The following is a 21007-nucleotide window of genomic DNA, read 5'->3' on the forward strand; positions in this document are numbered from 1 at the left end:
GGACATCAGCATGGCATCCATCAAGCTGGCCGGCGTCGGCAAGACCTACCCCGGCAAGAGCAGCAACCACATCCTCAAGAACATCGACTTCACGATCGGCGACGGCGAGTTCGTCGTGCTGGTCGGTCCGTCGGGCTGCGGCAAGTCGACGGTCCTGCGCATGATCGCTGGGCTGGAAGAGATCAGCGCCGGTGAGATTTCCATCGACGGCGAACGGGTCAACGACACGCCACCGGCGCGGCGCGGCCTGTCGATGGTGTTCCAGAACTATGCGCTATATGCCCACATGAGCGTGTTCGAGAATATCGCCTTCGGCCTGCGCCTGGCGCGGGTGCCGAAGGCGGAGATCAAGCTGGCGGTGCACGAGGTCGCCCGCATGCTCCAGCTCGAGCACCTGCTGGAGCGCCGGCCTCCGCAACTGTCGGGCGGCCAGCGCCAGCGCGTGGCGATCGGGCGCGCCATCGTGCGCAAACCGCGCGCCTTCCTGTTCGACGAACCGCTGTCGAACCTCGACGCGGCGCTGCGCGCCGATATGCGGGTCGAGATCGCCCGCCTGCACAAGCAGCTCGGCGCGACCATGGTCTATGTCACCCATGATCAGGTCGAGGCCATGACCCTGGCCGACCGCATCGTGGTGCTGGGTCCGTCCGGGGTGCAGCAGATCGGCGCGCCGATGGCCTTGTACGAACGGCCCGCCAACGTCTTCGTCGCCGGCTTCATCGGCATGCCCAAGATGAACCTGGTCGAGGCCACGCTCGACGGCGCCGGCCGGCTGGCGCTGGGCGCGGTGGCGCTCGGCTGGACGCGGCTCGACGCCGCCGGCCAGGCGGTCACCGCCGGCGTCCGCCCTGAACACCTGGTGCCCGACCCGGACGGCCCATTGCGCGGCGTGGTGGTGCTGGTCGAGCGCCTGGGGGCCGAGTCGCACGTGCACCTCGACGTGGCCGGCTTGTCCAAGCCGCTGGTGGTATCGGTCAAGGATGCGCCGCCCGTCGCCGGCAGCGCCTGGGCGGTAAGGCCCGTCGCCGGTGCGCTGCATGTGTTCGGCCCCGACGGCGCGCGCATCGAGCCGCAGGCGCCGGCGGCCGGGGCTATCCAGCTCAACGGTTTCAATGGTCATTCGGAGGTTGCATGATTGTCGTATGTGGAGAAGCGTTATTCGACGTATTCGCGCGTGAAGAAGTCGCGGCCGGTATCGAGCTGTCCGCGCGCCAGGGCGGTTCGCCCTTCAACCTGGCGATCGGCCTGGCGCGCTTGCAAGGCAGCGCCCAGTTCTTCGGCGGCCTCTCAAAGGACATGTTCGGCCGCAAGCTGCACGCGGCGCTGCAGGCCGAGGGTGTCAATCTTGACGCCGCGCCGCGTCCCGACGCACCCTCGGCCCTGGTGATGGTGAGCGTCGACGACCGGGGCGTGCCGCACTATGCGTTCTATGGCAATGATACCGCCGAGCGCATGGTGCATCCGGCCGACCTCGCGCTCGTCGCGCACGACGCCCAGGCGATCCACGTCGGCTCGTACTGCATCGTGGTGGAGCCGGTCGCCTCGACCCTGCGCGCGCTGGTCGACCGCCAGCGCCGCCGCAGCCTGATCGTGTACGACCCCAATGTGCGGCTGACGATCGAGCCACGCGTCGACCGCTGGCGCGAAGCGCTCGGCTGGATGCAGGAGCGCGCCGACGTGCTCAAGGTGAGCGAAGAAGACATCCACGCCCTGTATCCGGGGCTGGGCCTGTCCGACTTCGTCGAGCGGGCGCTGGAGGCAGGCGTGGCGCTGGTGGTGGTCACCCGGGGCGAGCAGGGCGTCCTGGCGGCGACCCGCGCGCTGCCGGCGTTTACGCTGCCGGCCGTGGCGGTGACGGTGGTCGATACCGTCGGCGCCGGCGACACCTTCCAGGCCGGCCTGCTGGCCTGCCTCCAGCGCGCCGGGCGACTCACGCGCCAGGCGGTGCAGGACATCGGCGCCGACGAACTGCGCGCGGCGCTGGCGTTCGCGGCGCGCGCCGCCGCCATCACCTGCGCGCGCCGCGGCGCCGACCTGCCGTATCTGAACGAAGTCATGCCAGGCGCCGAACCGGCGGCGCCCGGTGCGGTATAGCGGTGTCCGGCGTGCTTTGGCCGGTCGCTCATGACAACGATGGACAGCTAGCAGCTGTCGTGAGCACGGCAACAGTTCTTGAACACAAAAGCAGTATATAAAACCACCCTCAGGAGACGCTTCCATGCCTTACTCGATTTCATCCTATATCGGCCGCTCGGCCGCCCTGATCATCGGCCTGATGCCGGCACTGGCCTTCGCCCAGCAGCAAGCCACCAGCGCCGCCGCCGAAACCCAAGCCCCAATCCAAGCCCAAGTCCAGGCCCAAGCCCAAGCCCAGGCCCAAGCCCAAGCCCAGGCCCAGGCCCAGGCCGAAGACGGCGCCGCCGTCGTCATCGTCACCGGTGTCACCCAGACCACCAGCAAGAAGAACGCGACTTTTTCGATCAATACGATCAGCGCGGAAGAGATGCAGCGCCTGGCGCCGATCAGTACTGCCGACCTGCTCGGCAACCTGCCCGGCATCTACGCCGAGGGCAGCACGGCCGGCGAAGCCGGCAACAACATCACGGTGCGCGGGCTGCCGGTGGCCGGGGGGTTCCGCTTCTCGCCGCAGCTGATCGACGGCTTGCCGGCGTATGAAGAACCGGAAGTGCCGTTCATGAACAATGACGTGCTGGTGCGCGATGACCTGATGACCGAAGCGGTCGAGGCGGTCAAGGGCGGCCCCGGCGGCATCCTGTATTCGAACGGCCTGGGCGCCACTGTCAACCACATCACCCGCACCGGCGGCAAGAGCCTGGAAGCGGGCTACAAGATCGAGTACGCCGACTACGGCTTCTGGCGCCACGACGCCTTCGTCTCGGGCCCGATCAACGACAACCTGACCGGCGCCATCGGCGGCTTCTACCGCCGCAGCGACGGCATCCGCGATACCGGCTACACGGCCGACCAGGGCGGCCAGGTACGCGGCAACCTGATCTTCACCAGCGATAACAAGCGCACCACGCTGCGCCTCGACGGCCACTACCTGAACGACCGCACCGCGTTCTACCAGAACCTGCCGATCTCGGTGCCGCGCTTTACCCAGAGCGGCACGCCGGCCAATCCGACGGTGCTGAACAACGATTCGATCGAGCCGCTCGGGATCGACTTCGGTAGCGGCACCACGGCCTCGCCCTATAACCGCCGCTTCACCATGCTCGGCGAGTACGGCAGCCGCGAGATCGACCAGGCCGACGGCCTGCACCCGAACTTCCGCATGTTCAGCGCCAAGGCGACCCACGTGCTCGACTCGGGGATCAAGCTGTCGGCCAACCTGCGCCACACCGGCGGCGGCAGCGGCTTCAACGCCGTCTTCACCGGCAACGATACTGCCAGCGCCAGCAACTTTCTCAATGCGCGCTACCAGAACGACGTGATCTCGCCGGCCCACGGCGCGGCCCTGAACTGCAACCTCGATAACGCCAAGCTGGTCGGCTACTTCAACGTGCCCGCCAATGGCGCCTGCTCGGCCTTCGCCAATATCAGCCGCGAGGACTTCATCCGCAACTACGCCAAGGCCAGCGGCGTGCAGGGGCGCTGGACCAACGACGGCTCGGCGGTCGCGGGCGACGCCTACCTGAACTTCCTGATCCCGTACATCGCCAAGATGGACGCCAGCAGCAATGTGCTGGACCTGCAGGCGCAAAAGACCTTCCAGGCCGCCGGCACCCACGACGTGACCTTCGGCGTCTACGGCAGCCGCTACACGTATGACGTCAACTTCCAGACCGGGCTGCTGGTGGGCGAAAGCGCCGCGCGCAGCCGCCTGGCCGACCTGATCGCGGTGGACGCAGGCGGCCAGCAGGTGGGGCCGTCGCTGACGCTGGGCGGTGCGATCCTGCCGGGCTGGAACGGCCACCTGGCCGACTTCAAGGGCGATGGCCGGGCGGTGTACCTGCTCGACCATTGGGAAACGATGAACAAGCGCCTGCGCATCGATGCCGGTGTGCGCTGGCAGAGCCTGGATGCGAACGTGGTGCGCCGCAACCGCGAGACGGCGCTCGACCTGACCCCGGCCGATGTGGTGGTCGGCTCGACCGGCGATACGACCGCCGACAACGAGGTGTTCTTTCCTTCCGCCGCGCGCAGCCTGAAGAAGAAGTTCGATGCGGTCGGCTGGTCGATCGGCGCCAACTACAGCATCAGCCGGCCGCTGTCGGTCTATGCGCTGGCCTCCAGCTCGTTCCGCCTGCCGAGCGTGGGCGACCTGGTCGACCTGAGCGCGGCCGGCACCATCAGCGCCAACGGCGAGCCGGTCGACATCGACGCGGTCGAGCGCATCCGCCAGTATGAAGGCGGCGTGCGCTACATGACGCGCGAATTCGGGACGTCGGTGGCGGTGTTCTACAACAAGTTCTCGCCACGCAGCGCGGTCAACATCTATCGCGACATCGAATCAAGCCAGTGCTCGGCGATCGGCGGCGTCACCCAGATCAATTCCTGCCCCGAAGTGGCGCAGCTGTACAAGCGCGGTGTCGAGAACGTGGGCGCCGAGGTCGAGCTGACCTACCGGCCGCGCTTCATCGACGGCCTGGAACTGAAAGGGAACTTCCTGGTCCAGCAGCCCAAGATCGAAGGCGCCAACTATACCTTCACGCAGGAAGACAAGACGCCGGACGGCGTCATCACGGGTTACCACTACGTGCAGGTGAGCGAGGATGGCCGCCGTCCGCGGCGCCTGGCGAAGTTCATGGCCAACTTCACGCCGTCGTACGATCTGCGCGCCTTGACCGGCCTGCCGCTGACGATCTATGGGCAATACCAGTACACGGGCGACCGCTTCTCCGAGGCGACCGATACCAATGTCACCCTGCTGCCGTCGTACAGCATCATCAATTTGGGCGCACAGTACGAGGTCACCCCGCGCCTGATGGCGCAGGTGCACGTGGCAAACCTGCGCGATTCGCTGACCTTCACCGAAGGCGATCCGCTGTTTTCGGATCTCTTGTCGCCGGATGGGACACGCAATCGCGGCGTTGCACGGCCGTTGTTCGGTCGGACGATCCGTGCGAGCCTGACATACAGGTTCTAGACAGGCCCGGCGCCGGCAGCCAGCCTGCCGGCGCCATGTTGACGATGTCGACCGTGCGCGTCACGACTGTCACGACCCGCCCGCGTTTGCACTGCCGGTCGCCGCCCCGCCCACCCCATGGTGTTGACATGGTGGAGTGCGGCCACGCGCGGGAAGATCGTGGCTGCGGCCAGGCCTGCGGCCCATCAAATTCGCATGGGCCGACTGCCGCCATGATCGGGCATGCGAATCCTTTTCTTATTGATGGGCGTTCTGATCGGCTGCGACGTGCGTGAGGCACACCAGGATGCCGGCGCCGAACCGCAATCGAGGGCCATACCCGGAGCGCGCTATCTCGTGGTCGGTCCGCTCGACGCCTACGGTGTCAGGCAAACCGCACAAGCGCCTGTCGATTACATCACATTGATTCCACCGCCAGGCGTGCGGGGCCCCGAAGTCGGCTTCCGGCTGCCGCTGCAATCGGGGACCACCGTCACGGTGCTCCAGGTGGTGCGCACCAATCGTTTCTTCGATCCACGCATGACCTTGATCGTGGCGCTGGATGGCACCGCATTGCCTGTCGTCGCCCCCGTGCGGATCGACTTCTTTCGCGGTAACAAGGGGCGAAGCGACCTGGCGCTGAACCCTGCCATCTACCGCAGACTCGCATTCGTGCCCGAGAAACGGATCACGCCTCGCGTTTCGCGCGATGGCGCTCTTGCAGCCAGGCCGCGATGCCGGGCACCAGGGACAGCACGATGATCGCCATGATGACCGCCGTCAGGTTGTCGTTGACCCAGGTGATATTGCCGAAGGCGAAACCGGCGACCGTCAGCGACACCACCCACAGCGTGCCGCCGGCCACGTTATAGGACAGGAAGGTCCGATAGCGCATGCTGCCCAGCGCGGCCACGAAGGGGGCCAGGGTGCGCACGATCGGCACGTAGCGCGCCAGCACGATGGTCTTGGGGCCATGGCGCTCGAAAAAGCGCTCGGTGTGGGCGATGTGTTCCGGCTTGATGAAGCGCAGCCGGTAGCCGTGCTTGACCCGGTTGCGAAACAGCGTGCCGATCGCGAAGTTGACGATGTCGCCGATGACCGCCGCGACAATCAGGAGCGGGATCAGGATTGGCAGCGCAAGCATGCCTTTTGCCGCCAGTGCGCCGGTTACGAACAGCAGCGAGTCGCCAGGCAGGAAAGGCATCACGACGACGCCGGTTTCGACGAAGATCACGGCGAACAGCAGGACGTAGACGAGGATCTGGTATTCGGCCGCGAGCACGGCCAGGTGGCGGTCGAGGTGGAGAAACCAGTCGAGCAGGGTAGTGAGCATAGGGGTCTTCTTGGTTCGTGGTTACGTACTTCTCGCGTCGCAGGGGCGAACGCGAAAATGCGATGCGCGCGCAGCATGCGCATGCTTTGCGCGCAGCAGCTTACCACCGCGGGATCATGTTTGCCGTATGCGGCGCTGGCGCAGCGTTTTTCGGGACGTCGTCGAGCGCCCGCGCACAGCGGCAGGCGTCACAGGCACGGCGTACCTTCCGGCATCGAGCCGAACGACTCGGTGAGCCGCACCGTGGTCGCGCGCGGCACGTCGAAGCGCAATGACAGCAGGGGGAGGAAGGTGCCGAACGAGGCTGCGTCGCACTGCGTCTCGTCGTCGTCGGCGCAGATGCGCGCGCGAACGAAACGAATGCAGTTGGCGGCATGCGGATCGCGCATGCAGATCTCGCGGTTCTGCCTGGGGCAGAGAGGGAGGGCACCGGCGGGAATCTCTTGCAGGGTCATGCTGTCGTCGTCCTCGCGGCGCAGCGACAGGTAGTCGATCCTGACGTTCTGGTCGCCGACAGGCGCTCCGAGCAACAGGCTGCCCGGTGACGTGCGCAGCATCGCGTGCTGCCGGATGCGGTCGAGCGCCGCCGTGTCGCGATGGCTCGTCATCGATGCGGCATTCGCGGCATACCGGGTCGCTTCGTACATCGTGTTGAAGACGTACACGGCGCGCGCCAGTTCCATGACGCTGATAACAAGTGTAAAGAAAAGGATTGCAAGAAGGGCGAATTCGGCCGCAGCCACGCCAGCCTGACGCGTACCAGGCATGCATGACGGTCGGCGCTGCATGTCAATTGCCGCCATAGCGCAATTCCGGATACGCGGTCGGCACAAGTTTGTGGCGTACGACGGCGCCCTCGAACACCGGGTCGAACATATCCATGCGCACGATGGCAGCCACGGTTTCCGGGAGCAGGTCGGATTTCACTCCCGAGCAGCTTTTGCCGCCACGCTGGACTGCGACCCGTGACAAAGTCTGCCCGGGGTCGGGTCCGGCGAGCGCGATCCCGGCGATGTCGCGGGCGATTTCGGCGGCGGCCGGCGCCAGGGCCGGGGCGCGCATTTCGTCCCTGGAGATGGTGGCGAGATAGCGCTGCGCATGCTGTGCGGCCTTGTGCACCGTCGTGGAATGCCGGAAGCCGCGCCCCGGGAACGGAGCACGCGACGACAGCAGGACGAAGAAGGGCGGCGGCAGCGCCACCTCGACAGCTGCGGCGGCGCCTGGCCTGCGCTTGCATGGAGACATGGGCGTCATGGGTACAGGACCACCTGGCCGGTCAGTCTGTGTTCGGGGACGATGCCCGCGAACTCGGCGTGGATGCTCGTGCTCGACGCCGGTATGGTCATGAAGAACTTGCCGATCGCGACGGCGGTTGCGCCGACGTTCGCCCCCGCGGCGACCGGACAGCGCAGCAGCGGGACATGCATTACCCGCCGGCCCAGCACCGCAATACCCAGGTTGTCGTCCGACGGAGCGGCATAGGTGCTTCCCGACGCTGCCTGATGGGGCTGCAGCCGGGCCGGATAGCCCGAGGCTGCCACCATCGGGGACGCAGGATAGAGGCTTTTCCAGTCGCTGGTGGCGAAGGTGGCATAGCCGCCCTCGGGTTCGGGGGAGCCGGCCACGTAGTCGGCGAACTTGACCGCCCTGGCATGGGCCCATAGCGGGCCATAGGCGCCCGGCGCCGTCCCCGCGGGCGGTGTCGACAGGTCCGCGATCGTGTGCAGGCGGCCGCCGGATGTCGATGGCGTGGCGCTCGGGCTGCCGGCACGTGGACTCATCCAGGATGCGCCGCCGCTGGCGCCGTGCGAGTAGGCCTTGATGTTGTAGTCGGGCGGCGCGCCGGCGGCGACGCACCTGCCGTCCGTGTACTGGTCGAAGCGCGCGTTCAGCGCATGGTAGAGGAGCGCGAGGGGGAAGGGCGAGCCCACCCGGATGGCGCCGCCGCTAACGCGGGGCACCCACATGCGGCCGGTGCAGAGGAACGGCGCGACCGCGCTGGCGCCGGTATTCGAGGCCGAACCCAGGCCACCTGGCGGCGCCAGGGGATCGAGCACGAAGTTCGCAGGCGTGACGCCATCCGGATTGAGCTGCATCAGGTCGTAGCTGACGCCGCGCCGGAATCCGTATTCGACCAGTTCGACGGCAACCGGCGGGCCCGGATTCGCGCGCGCCGTGGCGGCCTCCGGCGACATCGCGCAAATTGCCAGGGGCGTGACGTTGATCGTCGAGCGTCCGGCGATGGCGCGGTCGTTCACGGCGACCGTGGCCAACGCGCTGGCAAGGATCTTGATGAATATCGTGTCGACCACGCCCACGGCCTGGGCCAGGGCGCCGGTATCGACCTTGACGTAGTACTTGTTGTCCGGCGCGCTTCGTGCCACCTCGGCAGTGACCCATTCGGCGCCCGCGGCGGGCGTATTGCTGAACGTGATCGCCGCATCGCTCCAGCTGACGCTACGGCCATAATCGAACTTTCTGCGTCGCGCCTCGGCCGCGGCCCGGCCCAGCGCCGCCGTGACGCCGGCGCCGGTGCCGTTCAGTTCCCGCGCCGCCGTCAGCGCGACCTTCTGTGCGATGGCCTGGAGTTCGGCCTTCCGGTGATAGACGAAGCCCAGGTCCAGCGCCATTCCGAACAAGCCGATGATGATGAACAGCAGCGGCACGAACAGGATCGCGAAGACGCCGGACTCGGTCCGCCGCACCGCCGCCGTCCGCGCATGGGCAAGCGCCCGACGTCTCGGGTCGCTTCCAGCGTCAATGCTTCGTGGTCCAGGACTGTCCATCGATCCTCCAGCAGGCGGTACAATCGGGCCGCCGATGCAGACAAGCGAATTCTAGTCTTGTGGTGCGCAGCTAAATTGATTACCTACAAGGTCGCCCAAGATTTGGGCGCCGATGTGTGTCAGTTGGACCGCATGTCGGACGGATTATCGCCGCCGGCCTCGATCTGCGGCGTGGCCAGCAGGTGCAAGACCCGGTCCCTGGCGGTGCCGCCGGCAATCTACGCGGCCAGGGCGGCGGAGAATTTTTTCGCTCCGGGTGGTCGAGCGTGCACAGCTGGTCAAGCGTTCCTGCGCCTCGTCCGACCCTGCCAGTCAGGGTACCAGCATCGACAGTTCCTGCGCACTACGGCGCAGCACGGGCAGGAACTCGTCCACCATCCGCTCGGGCGACACCCGCGTGGCCTGGGCGCCGACATTCAGCGCGGCCAGCACGCGGCCCGATGCGCCGCGCACCGGCACCGCGATCGAGCGCAGGCCCAGTTCCAGTTCCTCGTTATTGAGCGCATACCCCTGCTCGCGCACCTGCGCCAGCACGGCGCGCAGCGCGCCGCGGTCGGTTACCGTGTGCTCGGTGCGCGGTGCGAGGGCCGTGCGCGCCAGGTAGGCGTCCTGCTCGTCGTGCGGCAGATGCGCCAGCAGCACCCTTCCCAATGACGTGCAATACGCCGGCAACTTGCTGCCCGCCCCGAGCGAGACCGACATCACGCGCGACGCCGAGGCGCGCGCCACGTACAGCACCTGGTCGTCTTCGAGCACCGCCAGCGAACTCGATTCGCCCAACTGGCGGCTCAGTCCGTCGAGGCAGGGCTGGGCCGAGGTCGTCAATGGCGTCGACGACAGGTAGGCGTAGCCCAGCGCCAGCACCTTCGGGCGCAGGCTGAAATTGTTCAGGGCCGAATCCACATAGCCGAGCTGGCGAAGAGTGTGAAGGCAGCGCCGCACGGCCGCGCGCGGGATGCCGGTCTGCTGGCTGAGCTGGGCGATGGTCTGCGGCCCCGGCACGTCGGAGAAGGCGCGCAGGACGGCAAGTCCGCGCGCCAGGGAGGTCATGAAATCGGGATCGGCGGGGGCGTCGATCTCCTCGGCGGCGCCGCGAACGGAAGAGTTGGGAGACGTGGACATGCCCGAATTGTAATCGACGCCGCGACGCCGAAACGAATTTCGGCTTGACCCGCGCCGATCGCGGACATACACTGATGTTCGATTATCGAGCATTTGTTCGATAATCGCACAAATCTATCAGAGACGAGACCTGCACAATGATCGATAAAACCTGCGACACGCTCGAACGCGCGGTGGCCGACATCCCGGATGGCGCCACCCTCATGATCGGTGGCTTCGGCAACGCGGGCATGCCTTCCAGCCTGATCGACGCCCTGCTGGCGCAAGGCGCGCGCGAACTCACCATCGTCAACAACAACGCCGGCAACGGCGAGACCGGCCTGGCCGCGCTGATCAAGGCGAAGCGGGTGCGCAAGATCGTCTGTTCGTTCCCGCGCCAGGCCGACTCGCACCATTTCGACGCCCTGTACCGCGCCGGCGAGATCGCACTGGAACTGACCCCGCAAGGCAACCTGGCAGAGCGCATCCGCGCGGCCGGCGCCGGCATCGGCGGCTTCTTCACCCCGACCGGCTATGGCACGCTGCTGGCCGAAGGCAAGGAAACCCGCATCATCGATGGCCGCGGCTACGTGTTCGAGACGCCGCTGTCGGCCGACTTCGCGCTGATCAAGGCGCTCAAGGGCGACCGCTGGGGCAATCTCGTGTACCGCAAGACGGCGCGCAACTTCGGCCCGATCATGGCCGCCGCCGCCAGGGTCGCCATCGCCCAGGTGGCGCAGATCGTGGACCTGGGTGAACTCGATCCGGAAACCATCGTCACTCCAGGCATCTTCGTCCAACGCGTCGTCAAGGAGGCAGCATGAACCGTTACAGCCGGGAACAGATGGCCGAGCGCGTCGCGCGCGACATCCCCGAAGGCGCTTACGTCAACCTCGGCATCGGCCTGCCGACCAAGGTCGCCAACTACCTGCCGTCCGAGCGCGAGGTGTTCCTGCACAGCGAGAACGGCTTGCTGGGCATGGGCCCGGCCCCGGCGCCGGGCGAGGAAGACGAAGACCTGATCAACGCCGGCAAGCAGCCGGTGACCCTGCTCACCGGCGGGGCCTATTTCCACCACGCGGACTCGTTCGGCATGATGCGCGGCGGTCATCTCGACATCTGCGTGCTCGGCGCGTTCCAGGTGGCCGGCAACGGCGACCTGGCCAACTGGCATACCGGCGCGCCGGACGCCATCCCCGCCGTCGGCGGGGCGATGGACCTGGCGATCGGCGCCAAGCAGGTGTTCGTCATGATGGACCACCAGACCAAGACGGGCGAAAGCAAGGTCGTCGCCGCCTGCAGCTACCCGTTGACCGGCGTGGCCTGCGTGAGCCGCATCTATACCGACCTGGCCGTGATCGATGTCACGCCGGCGGGCTTGCGGGTGCGCGAGATGGCGCCCGGCTTGACCCTCGCCGACCTGCAAGCGGTTACCGCAGCACCCTTGCTGCCCGAGTTGAACGAAGGAGAACCAGCATGATCGATGCATTCATCTGCGATGCCATCCGCACCCCGATCGGCCGCTACGGCGGCGCCCTGAAGGACGTGCGCGCCGACGACCTGGGCGCCATTCCGATCCGCGAACTGATGCGCCGCAATCCGGACGTCGACTGGAACGCCGTCGACGACGTCATCTACGGCTGCGCCAACCAGGCCGGCGAGGACAACCGCAACGTGGCGCGCATGTCGGCGCTGCTGGCCGGACTGCCGCAAGAGGTTCCCGGGTCGACCGTCAACCGCCTGTGCGGTTCGGGGCTGGACGCCGTGGGTATCGCGGCGCGCGCCATCCGCAGCGGCGAGGCGCGGCTGATGATCGCCGGCGGCGTCGAGTCGATGACACGCGCGCCCTTCGTGATGGGCAAGGCCGACAGCGCCTTCTCGCGCAGCAGCACGATCTACGACACCACCATCGGCTGGCGCTTCCCGAACCCCTTGATGAAGCAGTTGTACGGCACCGACGCCATGCCCGAGACGGCGGAGAACGTCGCCGACGACTTTCGCATAAGCCGCGCCGACCAGGATGCCTTCGCCCTGCGCAGCCAGGCCAATGCGGCGCGCGCGCAACAGGACGGCACTTTCGAGCAAGAGATCGTGCCGGTCGTGATTCCCCAGAAAAAAGGCGCACCGCTAGAGGTCAGCCGCGACGAGCATCCGCGCGCGACCAGCCTGGAAGCGCTGGCGACACTGAAACCGGTGGTGCGCGCCGACGGCACGGTCACCGCCGGCAATGCGTCGGGCGTCAACGACGGCGCCTGCGCGCTGCTGCTGGCCAGCGCCGACGCGGTGCGCGCGTACGGCTTGACGCCGCGCGCACGCGTCATCGGCATGGCCAGCGCCGGCGTGGCGCCGCGCGTGATGGGCATCGGCCCGGCGCCGGCGGTGCAAAAGCTGCTGCGCCAGCTGGACATGACGTTGGCCCAGTTCGACCTGATCGAACTGAACGAAGCTTTTGCCTCCCAGGGCCTGGCGGTGCTGCGCGAGCTCGGCCTGGCCGACGACGACCCGCGCGTCAACCCGAACGGCGGTGCGATTGCGCTGGGCCATCCGCTGGGCATGAGCGGCGCGCGCCTGGTGACGACGGCGACCTGGCAGCTGCAGCGCACGGGCGGCCGCCTTGCGCTGTGCACGATGTGCATCGGCGTCGGGCAGGGGATCGCACTGGCCATCGAGCGGGTCTGAGCGCTGCGCATGCTGCAGTAGTCGCGGGGCTTGCGCCGGGCTTTCGAGGCTGCTGACGCCAAATGCAGGCATTGCCGATGCTATCATCCGGCAATGAAAACACCGTGTTGCCGCCATGCTCGCCAAGGTCCGCTCCTGATTGGAACGCGCATGCTGGCGGCGCTGTGGACCGCGCTGGCGGCATTCCTCGCACCCGGCGTCCAGGCGATGGCGCCGGACAGCCTGGAGCACCGGCGCTGGCTGTCCGCCGACGGCGGGCCGGGCCAGGTCGGCGCGATCGTCGACGCCGCCAACGGTTACCTCTGGCTCGGCACCAACGATTCCCTGGTGCGCTTCGACGGCCTGCGCTTCCGGCGCCACGCTCCCGGCGCGCGCGGGGCGCCTGCCATCGTCTCGGCATTGCTGGCGCAGGGCGACGCCTTGTGGGTCGGCTTGCGCAGCGGCGGCGTGGCGCTGGCGCGTGCTGGCCTGCCGCTCGCGCGCCAGGAAGGGCCGGGCGCGCCGGCCGGGGTGGTGTTCGGCCTTGCCGAGGACCGCAGCGGGGCCTTGTGGGCGGCCGCCGAGGATGGCCTTGCGCGGCGCGCGCACGGCGCCTGGCGACGCATGGGCCGTGACCAGGGTTTCGACGATACCGGCGCGCGCGCCGTGCTTTTCGATCGCGCCGGCGTGCTGTGGGTCGCGGGCGCCACCCGGCTGTTCTACCTGCGCCGCGGGGCGCAGCGGTTTGTCGCCAGCGGCCTGGCGCTCGAGGGCGCCGGCCAGCTTGCGCAGGCCCCTGACGGCGCGATCTGGCTGGCCGAGCGCCATAGCGGCAAGGTGCACCGTGTCGTGCTGGACGGGGACGTGGTTTCCTTCGGCACGGCGCGGCTGGATGCGCCGGCGACCGGCCTCGTCGTCGATGCCGCCGGCGGCCTGTGGCTGGGTACGACCGGCAGCGGCCTGCTGCACGTCGCACGTCCGGACAGCCTGGCGGCGCTGGCCGGCGCCACCCGTTTCAAGGCCAGGCAGGGCCTGAGCTCGGACTTCGTCTGGAAGCTGCACGCCGACCGCGAAGGCAATCTGTGGGTCGGCACCAACGCCGGCCTGGATCGCTTCCGGCCACGCCTGCTGGCGCCGGCGCCGTTTCCGGCCGGCGCGCTGAACGTGGCCCTGGCCGCCGGCGCGGATGGCAGCCTGTGGGGCGGGCCGGGAAGCGGCAGCGCGCTGCGGCTGCAGGACGGGCAGGTCCATCGGCTGTCGATGCCGGCGCCGGTCAACAGCGCCATGCGCGATGGCGACGGCGGCGTCTGGATGGCCGGTCCGGCCGGCATCTGGCGTGCGCGCGGCGCCCAGCTCGCTTATTTCGCGCCGCTGCCGCCCGGTGCCCAGGCGCCGGTGCGCGCGATGGCGCGCGACTCGCAGGGCCGCCTCTGGGTGTCGATCAACAAGGTCGGCCTGTTCCGGCACGCGGCGGGGCGCTGGCAGCAGATAGCTGGCAGCTCCAGCGAAGAAAGCCAGCGCATGCCGGTCAGCGCGTTGGCCGCGCCCGACGGCTGGTTGTGGTTCGGCTACCGCGACGGCCTGCTGGAGGCGCGCCGCGGCGATGAGACAAGACGCTGGACCCGGGCCGACGGCCTCGCGATCGGCCACGTCACGGCGCTGGCCCACCATGCGGGCCGCACCTGGCTCGGCGGCCAGCACGGGCTGGCCTATGTCGAGGCGGGCCGCCTGCATCAGGTGGCGCTCCCCGGCGACGGTGCGTTCGACAATATCTACGCCATCGTTCCTGTGGCGGCGCCGGCAAGCCGTGACGCCGACCTGTGGCTGCATGCCAGGAGCGGCATCTTCCAGATCGGCGCCGCCGAATTGCGGCGCGCCATGGCCACGCCGGGATACCGCATCCGCTACCGCTCCTTCGACGCGCTGGGCGGCCTGGCGAACGATCCGCACCAGGTACTGCCCCTGCCGACCGCGGTGCGCGGCAGCGACGGCCAGCTGTGGTTCTCGACCAGCGGCGGCGTGGTGTCGCTCGATCCGGCGCGCCTGCCGCCGGCCGAACCCGGGCCGGCGGTGGAGATCGAGGCGGTCAGCGTCGATGGGGCCAATGTGTCGTTGGCCACGCCGCTCAGCCTGCGGCCGGGGGCGCAGCGCATCGCCATCGACTACACGGCGCCGAGCCTGGCCGCGCCCGAGCGCCTGGGCTTTCGCTACCGGCTTGACGGTTTCGACGAGGGTTGGCTGGACGCCGGCCGCACGCGCCAGGCCATCTATACCGGGCTGGCGCCGGGCGCCTACCGCTTTCGCGTGATCGCCCTGAACAAGGACGGCGTGCCCAGCACGCGCGAGGCCGTGCTGTCGTTTCGCGTCGCGCAGGCCTTTTATCGCCACCCCTTGTTCCTGGCCGGTATCGGCCTGCTGCTGCTGGCCGCCCTGTGGCTGGTCTACCGCGCGACCGCGCGCCGCGCCGCGCTGCGGGTACGCGACCGCCTGCAAGAGCGGCACCGCGAGCGCGAGCGCATCGCGCGCGAACTGCACGACACGCTGCTGCAGGGCGTGCACGGGCTGGTGCTGCGGTTCCAGGCCGCGGCCGACCAACTACCCCATGACGCTCCGGCCAGGGCCGGCCTCGAACAGGCCTTGCTGCGCGCCGACCAGGTGCTGGTGGAGGGGCGCGACCGCGTGCGCGAACTGCGCGGCGGCCCGCACGACACGCGCGAGCTGCACGAAGCGCTGGCGGCGGCGGGGGAAGAACTGGCCGCCGAATGGGCCTGCGCCTTCGCGCTCGCCACGAGCGGCGCGGTGCGGCGACTCCAGCCGGCCGTCCTGGATGAGGTCTACCGGATCGGGCTCGAGGCGCTGCGCAATGCCTTCGCCCATGCCCGGGCGGCGCAAGTCACGGTCCACCTGGCCTACCGGCGCACCGCCTTCGTGCTGACGGTGGCGGACGACGGCTGCGGCATCGACCCGGCCTGGCTCGCCGGACAGGGGAGGCCGGACCACTGGGGCTTGCGCGGCATGCGCGAGCGCGCCGAGCGCATCGGCGCCCGGCTCGAGATCCATGGCGGCGCGGGGCACGCGGCTGCCTGCGGCACGCGGGTCGTGCTCGCGCTGCCGGCGCGCATGGCATACCGGCGCAGGCGCGGTGCGCCGGCGTGAGCCGAAGAGGGGATGCGTCGGACATCCCGATCTGCTATCGTCATCGGCGTCGAAACGCGATCGACCAGCAAAGGAGCCCGGATGCATATGAACCCGACACGCCGACTCCTGGCGCCGGCCCTGCTGGCGCTTGCCACCTGCTGGCTGGCGCCCATTGCGCTCGCCGCCGAGGCAGGACAGCCGGTGCACCTGATCGTGCCGCTGGCGGCCGGCACGACGGCCGACTTCGTGGCGCGCATCCTGGGCCAGCGCCTGGCGCTGGCGACGGGCCGGCCGGTGGTGGTCGAGAACCAGCCCGCCGCCGCCGGGGTCCCGGCGACCGCGCACATCGCGCGCGGCGCCAGGGACGGCTCGGTGCTGGGCGTGGTGGCGTCGAACCACGTCATCAATCCCGCCATGGGCAAGCCGTTGCCCTTCGATCCGCTGGTGGACGTCGTGCCGATCAGCGTGGTCGGCAGCTTCCCGCTGGTCCTGGTGGCGGTGCCTTCGTTGCCGGTGCACGGCGTGCAGGACCTGATCGCTCTGGCCCGGAAGCGGCCGGGGACCCTCAACTACGGCTCCGGCGGCAGCGGCAGCCTGCTGCACCTGGCCGCCGAGCTGCTGCGGGTCGAGGCGGGAGGCTTCGACGTCCAGCACGTGCCCTATAACGGCTCGGCGCAGATGTCGGCCGACCTGTTGCGCAACCAGATCCAGTTCGGCTTCCTGTCGGTGACGGTCGCGGCGCCCCTGATCCGCAGCGGCAGGCTGCGCGCGCTGGGCGTGTCGACCCAGGCCCGCTCGGCCTTCCTGCCTGGAGTGCCGACGCTGGCCGAGCAGGGGCTAGCGCGCTACAGCTTCGACGCCTGGGTGGCGCTGGTGGCGCCCGGTGGCATGGCGCCCGACCTGGTGGCGCGCCACCACGCGCTGGTGCGCAGCGCCCTGGACGACAAGGAGGTGCGCGCCGCCCTGGCGCGCCAGGGGATGACCGTGATCGGCAACACGCCGGACCAGGCGGCTGCGTTCTTCGCCAGCGAACTGGCCCGGCACACGGCCCTGGTCAGGCAGTCGGGCTCCGTGATGGATTGAAGGCACCCGGCAGGCGGCCCGCGGACCCGGGCGGCGGGATCGTGCATCCAATGGGCGCGGCGCGACGTAGTTACCTGGGAACGCCGCACTCCACCCACTTCCCTGGAAAGCACGATGAGCAAGACCTCCACCCATGCCGCCCCTGCCTTATCCTCGACGCTGCCTTACGCCTGCCTGCGCGCCGTCACGACCTTGCTGGCGGCGGCGCTGCTGGCCGCGGCGGTCGCCGCCCCGGCCGACGCCGCCGGCGTTGCCGGCGCGAACGCCGGCGCCGCCACGCCCCGCCACGAAACCCTTCCTGCGGTGCCGCCGCTGCCGGCGCTGGACCAGCAGGGCCACGTCGACCATGCCGGTGCGCGCATCTGGTACGGGATCGTGGGCCATGGCGATCCAGTGATCCTGCTGCATGGCGGCCGCGCCAGCAGCCTCACCTGGGGCCATCAGGTGCGGGCGCTGGCGGCGCGCAGGCATCGGGTGATCCTGATCGACAGCCGCGGCCACGGCCGCAGCACGCTGGGGGCGCAGCCGCTCTCGTATGCACTGATGGCGCAGGACGTCGCGGCGGTGATGGACCGGCTGGGGCTCGGCCGCGCGGCGCTGGTCGGCTGGAGCGATGGCGCCATCGTCGGCCTCGAACTGGCCATGCGCCAGCCGCAGCGCGTGAGCCGGCTGTTCGCCTTCGGTCCCAACGTCAACCGGCGCCATATCGAGGCGCCCCTGCCGTCGCCGGTGCTGCCCCTGATCGGAGCCCGCCTGCGCGCCGACTACGAGGCGATCGCCCCGGATCCGCAGGGCTTCATGCGCCTGGGCGACGCGGTGGCGGCGATGCAGGCGCGCGAGCCGGACTATCTTGATGCCCAGCTGGCGGCGCTGCGCGGCCCGGCCATCGCGATCGCGGCGGCGGATCGCGACGAATTCATCACCATGCGCCACTTCAAGTACGCGGCCGCCGCGATTCCCGACGCGCGCCTGCTCGTGCTGCGCAGGGTCAGCCACTTCGCGCCGTGGCAGGATCCGGCCGGTTTCAACCAGGCCTTGCTCGACTTCCTCGGGCGTTGATGCGCGCGCCGCATCGCAACGCTTCACCATCGAGGACACGATATGGATGATTTGCAGCTCGACCGCACGCTTGACGCCGGCCTGCGCAGCTGGGTGGCGTCGGCCAATGCGCCGCAGACCGACTTTCCGATCCAGAACCTGCCGTTCGGGCGCTTCCGGCGCCAGGGCGACGCGGCCTGGCGAATCGGCGTGGCGATCGGCGACCAGGTGCTCGACCTGGAGCGCGCCGGCCTGGTGGCTGGACACGATATGCAGCGCCTGATGGGCCAGGGAGCGGCGGCGCGCCAGGCCTTGCGCTGCGCGATTTCGCGCGGGCTGGGCGAGGGCAGCGCCAAGCGCGAACCCTGGCTGGCGTGCGGGGCCCTGGTGGCGCAGGCGGGTGCCGAACTGGCGTTGCCGTGCCCGATCGGCGACTACACCGACTTCCATGCCGGCATCCATCATGCGACCACCGTCGGCCGGATGTTCTTTCCCGACCAGCCCTTGAGCCCCAACTACAGGTGGATGCCGCTGGCCTACCATGGCCGCGCCTCGTCGGTCGGCGTCAGCGGCCAGCGCTTCCATCGCCCGCATGGCCAGGCGCTGGCGCCTGGCCATGCGGCGCCCGTGCTCGGGCCGTCGCCCTGCGTCGATTTCGAGCTCGAGCTCGGGGCCTACATCGGCATGCCGAGCGCGGACGGAACGCCGGTGTCCATCGGCGACGCCGAGGAGCACCTGTTCGGCTTTACCCTGCTCAACGACTGGAGCGCGCGCGACATCCAGGCCTGGGAGTACCAGCCCCTCGGCCCTTTCCTGTCCAAGAGTTTCGCCACCACGGTCTCGCCCTGGATCGTCACGCCGGAGGCGCTGGCGCCGTTTCGCGCGCCGCATGCGCGGCCCGAGGGGGATCCCCGCCCCTTGCCCTACCTGGATTCGCGGCGCAACCGCGAGGCCGGCGCGTTCGACATCACGCTCGAGGTATGGCTCCTGAGCGCGGCCATGGCGCGCGCCGGCCTGCCGCCCGAACGCCTGATGACGTCGAACTACCGCGACGCCTACTGGACCGTGGCGCAGATGATCGCCCACCACGCCGTCAACGGCTGCCCGCTGCGCAGCGGCGACCTGCTCGGCACGGGCACCCTGTCCGGACCGCGGCCGGAGCAGGGCGGCTCGCTGCTCGAACTGGGCGCCGCCGGGCGCCGCGCGCTGGCCTTGTCGAATGGCGAGACGCGCAGCTGGCTGCAGGATGGGGACACCGTCATCCTGCGCGGCTTTTGCGAGCGGCCCGGCTACCGCCGGATCGGCTTCGGCGAATGCGCGGGCACCGTCCTGGCGGCGCGTGGCCTGCCGCGCCGCTGCGCGGCCGATTGAGGCCGGCGCCGCACGTGCGCGCTCGGCGGCCCGGCTGGCCGCGGGTGCCGGTCCAGACCCGCGCGACCAGGTAGGGCGCTTGCCCTGGTCGGCGGTGCCCGAGAAGATCGGATTGCGGTGCAGCTGGTTGACCGCGACGTACAGCCAGGATGCGGGACCGAAGTGGGCGTTGTCGGGCCACAGGAAGCGCGCGTCGCGCACCAGGGGACGCAGTTGCCCGTCCTTGTCCAGCACGTCGATGCCGTTGGCAGACAGGTTGGTGAAGAAATGGTTGCCCTCGGCGTCGGTGGCGGCGCCGTCCGAGATCGGCTTGCTGCCGGCCTTGGCGATGGCGGCGCCGATGTCGGCGTCGGGAGCGCCGTCGCGCAGCAGGCGCGCCGGCAGCGGATACCAGGTGGTGCCGTTCATCGCGCCGACATACAGGGTTCGCCGTCGGCCGACAGGGTGATCGGATTGATGCCGACGCGCGCCGGTCCCACGCGGCCATCGGCGCCGGGGAACAGCAGCGGCTTGCCTCGACCACGAGTTCGACGTCTTCGGACGCCAGCGAAGGTGGCCGCTGTAGCGGCGCGCCTGGCTGTTGCCGGTATTGACCACCACGATGGCCGGATCCGGTCCGCAGTCGGCAATGCAGGCGAAGCCGCGTTCGCTGTCCACGGCCAGGTCCTGCAGGATCTGGCCGGGCGGCGCCACCTTGCGCCCGAAGTCGTGGCGGTAGGCCAGCTTGCGGCTGGCGATGTCGAAGGCCACCAGCTTTGGCGGTCGCGGCTTGTCCATCAGTTGCCGTGGTCGACTACCCACAACTGTCTTTTGCGTCCACCAGCACGCCGTACGGGGTGTTGAGCACGTCCGGCCCGATCCCGGCTTGGCGTTCCAGCCGGCGTCGGGGAAGGGCGTACAGCCATTTGGGCCAGTAACCTCGATCAATTGCACAGGGCCGCGGCGCATGCCGTGGACGCTGGCGAAGACGCGGCCATCCTTGGTGACCGTCACATTGCCCGGCGTGATGGCGAGTTCGGCGACGATCTCGATCTGGCCCACCGTGGGCGCACTTGGGGCCACGGCGGGCGCGGCCCCGGCGGCGGGAGCGCTCGGCGCAGGCGCATTTTTTTTGGCAAGCCGGCGCCAGGCAAGGCCATGGTCAACGCCATACACAGAGCCCTGTTTCGCACGGAAAACTCCTTTCTATCGATGTGCGCGACGTGAATCAGGCTAGCACTTGGGGCCAATTGATTAGGGTCCTGTGTTGTCTATTCTTGTACTGTGAACGCCGCCGCATCTTCACCACAATGCACGAGAACCGACTGCGCCATCCGGGGCGCGCGGCATTCCACTGTCCGACGACAGCCTGCGCCGTAGCGGCATTGGCCGACCAGCGCGAGGCCCGTCCTCGCCGCCCGATCCCGACCT

At 69.2% G+C, this 21007-nt stretch carries 16 protein-coding genes and 1 pseudogene; 11 read left to right on the plus strand and 6 right to left on the minus strand.

Going from position 1 to position 21007, the window contains the following annotated elements; genetic code table 11:
• Positions 1-10 precede the first annotated feature (10 nt).
• The 4 genes from AC56KW_RS16585 (at position 11) to AC56KW_RS16600 (ending at position 5851) form a co-directional block, all read left to right on the plus strand.
• On the plus strand, positions 11-1135 hold the full coding sequence (locus AC56KW_RS16585; RefSeq protein ID WP_497171779.1) for an ABC transporter ATP-binding protein: 1125 nt from the start codon (positions 11-13) through the stop codon (positions 1133-1135).
• Complete coding sequence (locus tag AC56KW_RS16590; protein WP_497171780.1) at positions 1132-2094, plus strand: carbohydrate kinase family protein; 963 nt, start codon at positions 1132-1134, stop codon at positions 2092-2094. Before AC56KW_RS16585 ends, AC56KW_RS16590 begins: the two co-directional genes overlap by 4 nt.
• A 124-nt stretch (positions 2095-2218) precedes the next feature.
• Positions 2219-5110: a TonB-dependent receptor gene (locus AC56KW_RS16595; RefSeq protein ID WP_497171781.1), complete on the plus strand. Its 2892-nt coding sequence runs from the start codon at positions 2219-2221 to the stop codon at positions 5108-5110.
• Positions 5111-5332: 222 nt separating this feature from the next.
• On the plus strand, positions 5333-5851 hold the full coding sequence (locus tag AC56KW_RS16600) for a hypothetical protein (RefSeq protein WP_497171782.1): 519 nt from the start codon (positions 5333-5335) through the stop codon (positions 5849-5851).
• Here the strand turns inward: AC56KW_RS16600 and AC56KW_RS16605 are convergent.
• The 5 genes from AC56KW_RS16605 to AC56KW_RS16625 form a co-directional block, all read right to left on the minus strand.
• Entirely contained in the window at positions 5778-6422 is a 645-nt protein-coding gene (locus AC56KW_RS16605) for a VTT domain-containing protein (protein WP_497171783.1), read from the minus strand. The genes AC56KW_RS16600 and AC56KW_RS16605 overlap by 74 nt on opposite strands.
• Positions 6423-6610: 188 nt before the next feature.
• Positions 6611-7225: a TadE family protein gene (locus AC56KW_RS16610; protein WP_497171784.1), complete on the minus strand. Its 615-nt coding sequence runs from the start codon at positions 7223-7225 to the stop codon at positions 6611-6613.
• Positions 7212-7622 (minus strand): hypothetical protein, encoded by a 411-nt coding sequence (locus AC56KW_RS16615; protein ID WP_497171785.1) that lies wholly within the window; start codon positions 7620-7622, stop codon positions 7212-7214. The genes AC56KW_RS16610 and AC56KW_RS16615 overlap by 14 nt, the downstream gene beginning before the upstream one ends.
• A 50-nt stretch (positions 7623-7672) precedes the next feature.
• Positions 7673-9127, minus strand: a complete 1455-nt coding sequence (locus AC56KW_RS16620; protein WP_497171786.1) for a pilus assembly protein TadG-related protein — start codon at positions 9125-9127, stop codon at positions 7673-7675.
• Positions 9128-9520: 393 nt separating this feature from the next.
• Positions 9521-10330, minus strand: a complete 810-nt coding sequence (locus AC56KW_RS16625) for an IclR family transcriptional regulator domain-containing protein (protein WP_497171787.1) — start codon at positions 10328-10330, stop codon at positions 9521-9523.
• Positions 10331-10467: 137 nt separating this feature from the next.
• On the opposite strand from AC56KW_RS16625, the gene AC56KW_RS16630 reads away from it, so the two are divergent.
• The 7 genes from AC56KW_RS16630 to fahA all read left to right on the plus strand — a co-directional run bounded on the left by AC56KW_RS16630 (position 10468) and on the right by fahA (position 19597).
• Positions 10468-11133: a 3-oxoacid CoA-transferase subunit A gene (locus AC56KW_RS16630; protein ID WP_497171788.1), complete on the plus strand. Its 666-nt coding sequence runs from the start codon at positions 10468-10470 to the stop codon at positions 11131-11133.
• Positions 11130-11789: a CoA transferase subunit B gene (locus tag AC56KW_RS16635; RefSeq protein WP_497171789.1), complete on the plus strand. Its 660-nt coding sequence runs from the start codon at positions 11130-11132 to the stop codon at positions 11787-11789. Before AC56KW_RS16630 ends, AC56KW_RS16635 begins: the two co-directional genes overlap by 4 nt.
• Positions 11786-12988: a 3-oxoadipyl-CoA thiolase gene (pcaF, locus tag AC56KW_RS16640; protein WP_497171790.1), complete on the plus strand. Its 1203-nt coding sequence runs from the start codon at positions 11786-11788 to the stop codon at positions 12986-12988. Before AC56KW_RS16635 ends, pcaF begins: the two co-directional genes overlap by 4 nt.
• A gap of 150 nt (positions 12989-13138) precedes the next feature.
• Positions 13139-16123: a sensor histidine kinase gene (locus AC56KW_RS16645; protein WP_497171791.1), complete on the plus strand. Its 2985-nt coding sequence runs from the start codon at positions 13139-13141 to the stop codon at positions 16121-16123.
• A gap of 87 nt (positions 16124-16210) precedes the next feature.
• Positions 16211-17188, plus strand: coding sequence for a tripartite tricarboxylate transporter substrate-binding protein (locus AC56KW_RS16650; protein WP_497171792.1), 978 nt, complete (start codon positions 16211-16213; stop codon positions 17186-17188).
• A 114-nt stretch (positions 17189-17302) separates the two neighbouring features.
• Positions 17303-18247 (plus strand): alpha/beta fold hydrolase, encoded by a 945-nt coding sequence (locus tag AC56KW_RS16655; protein WP_497171793.1) that lies wholly within the window; start codon positions 17303-17305, stop codon positions 18245-18247.
• A gap of 42 nt (positions 18248-18289) precedes the next feature.
• Complete coding sequence (gene fahA, locus AC56KW_RS16660) at positions 18290-19597, plus strand: fumarylacetoacetase (protein ID WP_497171794.1); 1308 nt, start codon at positions 18290-18292, stop codon at positions 19595-19597.
• A gap of 285 nt (positions 19598-19882) precedes the next feature.
• On the opposite strand, the pseudogene AC56KW_RS16665 reads toward fahA, so the two are convergent.
• Positions 19883-20545 (minus strand): annotated as a pseudogene (locus AC56KW_RS16665) (L-dopachrome tautomerase-related protein); the annotation flags it as partial.
• Positions 20546-21007: the final 462 nt, after the last annotated feature.

Source organism: Telluria sp. RT2P19 (genome assembly GCF_059685725.1).